This window comes from Oscillibacter valericigenes, from assembly GCF_021531435.1.
Classification (GTDB): Bacteria; Bacillota; Clostridia; order Oscillospirales; family Oscillospiraceae; genus Oscillibacter; species Oscillibacter valericigenes_B.
Window position 1 is genome coordinate 1 of sequence record NZ_JAFBIS010000055.1, and the last position, 2769, is coordinate 2769.

2 protein-coding genes are annotated in these 2769 nt (G+C 54.0%); both read left to right on the top strand.

What is annotated here, in order from left to right; all coding sequences use genetic code 11:
- Nucleotides 1–152: 152 nt before the first annotated feature.
- Complete coding sequence (gene istA / locus JQM68_RS13465; RefSeq protein WP_235223534.1) at nt 153–1691, top strand: IS21 family transposase; 1539 nt, start codon at nt 153–155, stop codon at nt 1689–1691.
- Nucleotides 1685–2431 carry an IS21-like element helper ATPase IstB gene (istB, locus tag JQM68_RS13470; protein WP_235223535.1) on the top strand — a complete coding sequence of 249 codons (747 nt, stop codon included), beginning with the start codon at nt 1685–1687 and terminating at the stop codon, nt 2429–2431. The genes istA and istB overlap by 7 nt, the downstream gene beginning before the upstream one ends.
- Nucleotides 2432–2769 lie beyond the last annotated feature (338 nt).

A 2769-nucleotide genomic window follows, 5' to 3' on the forward strand; every position in this document is an offset into this window, starting at 1 on the left:
TGAGTATTCCGCCCGAGATTGAGCACCTCGACCGGGCAAATTGAGCACCGTCACCGGCGGAATTGAGCACGGTCGCCGCAGCCGTTGAGCAACACGGTAAAATGTAGATATGTACCCTCCAGGGTGCAAATTCTACAAGGAGGTCAACCATTATGACCAATTACCGTGAGATCCTCAGACTGCATAGCCTTGGGCTCAACAAAACCGAGATTGCGGCCAGTTTACACTGTGCCCGCAACACCGTGGCCGCAACGCTGCAGCGTGCAGGCAACTGCGGCTTGCAGTGGCCGCTGCCGGATGAAATGTCCGACAGGCAGCTGGCAGATCTGCTGTTTCCCAGCGCTCCAGGCAAGCCGGTATACAAGATGCCGGATTACGCCTATGTGTACCGGGAAATGCAGAAAAGCGGTGTGACGTTGAATCTGCTGTGGCTGGAATACTGCGACCAGTGCAAAGCGTCCGGCGAAATTCCGTACCAGTCCACGCAATTCAACAAGTATTATAGCGACTATCTCAACAAGACCAATGCCACGATGCATCTGAACCACAAGCCCGGAGAGATCATGCAGGTGGACTGGGCGGGTGATACTGCTTCCGTCATTGACACAGATACCGGCGAAGTCATCCCGGCTTATGTGTTCGTTGCGACCCTGCCTTACAGTGGCTACAGTTATGTAGAGGCCTTCTTCTCCATGAACCAGGAGTGCTGGACTGCAGCCCATGTCAACGCCTACCGGTATTTTGGCGGCGTCACGCGGATGATTCAATGTGACAACCTGAAAACCGGTGTGGAAAAGCACGGAAAAGATGAGGTGGTTCTGAACAAATCCTACCAGGAGCTGGCTGAGCATTATGCCACTGCCATTGTCCCTGCCAGAGTCAGAGCACCAAAGGATAAAGCGGCTGTGGAAGGAACCGTAGGGATCATCTCCACCTTCATCCTTGCAGCTCTGCGGAATCGGCAGTTCCTGTCCTTGCCGGAGCTGAATGAAGCAATTTGGGAGCGCCTTGAAGCGTTCAACAACAAGCCCTTCCAAAAGAAAAACGGCAGCAGAGCCAGTCTCTTTGCGGAGGAAAAGCCGTTTCTGCGGCCTTTGCCGCCCTATCCATTCGAGCTTGCCACCTGGAAAAAGGCAACCGTTGGCCCCAACTACCATATTTCCGTGGAACGGATGAACTACTCGGTTCCCTTTGAGTATATCCGCCAGAAGGTGGATGTGCGTTTGACCAGAGCCACCGTGGAGGTATTCTATAATGGGAGCCGGATTTGTTCCCATCCCAGGCTGTACGGCAAATTCAACCAGTACAGCACCATTCAGGAGCACATGCCGCCTGACCACCAGAAATATGTGCAGTGGAACGGGGAAAGGTTTATCCGCTGGGCCGGAAAGATTGGCAGCAGCACGGAATGTGCTGTCCGTGCCATTCTGAGTAGTTACAAGGTGGAGCAGCAGGGGTATAAATCCTGTTTGGGACTGCTGAAGCTGGGTGACAAATATTCTGCACAGCGCCTGGAAGGTGCCTGCAAGCGGGCATTGGAATATACGCCAAGACCCTCTCTGAAAAATATCCAGGCCATTCTTGCCTCCGGGCAGGACAAACTCCCCACGGAGCCGGAGCCCACGTCTTCCTCCCAATACGGTTTCACCCGTGGTGCTGACTATTATGACAGGGGGAAGAAGGAATGCTGACAGAAACAACGATTACAAAGCTGCGGGAAATGCGCCTGAGCGTCATGGCGAGTGCCTTGAAAGACCAGATGTCAGACCCTCAATTCCGGAACATGGCCTTTGAGGACAGGCTGGGGCTGTTGGTGGATGCGGAATGGAATGCCCGCAAAAATAACCATCTGCAAAAACTGATCCGCCAGGCCGCCTTCTCCGACCCCGGCGCCTGTCTGGAAAATGTGGAATATCTTCCAGACAGAAATCTGAAGCGGGAGGAATTGCTGCGGTTTGGCACCTGCAATTACATTCAGGAGCGCCACAACATCATCCTGCTGGGAGCGACAGGGAGCGGCAAGACCTATCTGGCATGTGCGCTGGGAATGGCGGCAGTCCGACAGTTCCTGACAGTCAAGTACATCCGTCTGCCGGATCTGCTGGTGGAGTTTCACATTGCCAGAGGCGACGGAAGCATCCGAAAGCTTCTGACCCAATACAAGAAGTACTCGCTCCTGATTATTGACGAATGGCTTCTCTACCCGCTGAAGGAGACGGAGGCCAGAGATCTTCTGGAGATTATGGAGGCCAGGTACAAGAGGGCTTCTACGATCCTGTGTTCCCAGTTTGACATTCCGGGCTGGGCAGAGAAGCTCTCCGATCCGATTCTGGCAGACGCAATCTGTGACCGCATTGTCCATGACGCCTACACCATTGTCATTGGCGGCAAGGAGTCCATGCGGAAACGGAAGGGCTTACAGGAAACCTGATGTAAGAGCCTGCGGCTCACCGGGCTCTGCCCGGACCCGAGGTTTTACGCATTCCGGTTTTCCAGGAGAGTGATTGGGATGGTGCAACAAAAAAGAGAGCGATGCTGACGACATCACTCTCCTGCCAAACCCCATATACGGCGCTCATGTCGCTCCTCAGCGTTGCACTATCCTCCGATATGGCTAAAAGCAAATTTATGATACCAAGTACAGCATAGTCTGTCAATATTCAATCCGAGCGGTGGCACTGCTCAATCCGGGCGGTGCCATTGCTCAATTTCAGCGGAACGACTGCTCAATTTCGCCGGTCGAGGTGATCTGGCGAGGCGGCGTACGCA

Coding starts and splice junctions, on each gene's coding strand:
- istA (WP_235223534.1), top strand. CDS start 153: ATGACCAATTACCGTGAGATCCTCAGACTGCATAGCCTTGGGCTCAAC.
- istB (WP_235223535.1), top strand. CDS start 1,685: ATGCTGACAGAAACAACGATTACAAAGCTGCGGGAAATGCGCCTGAGC.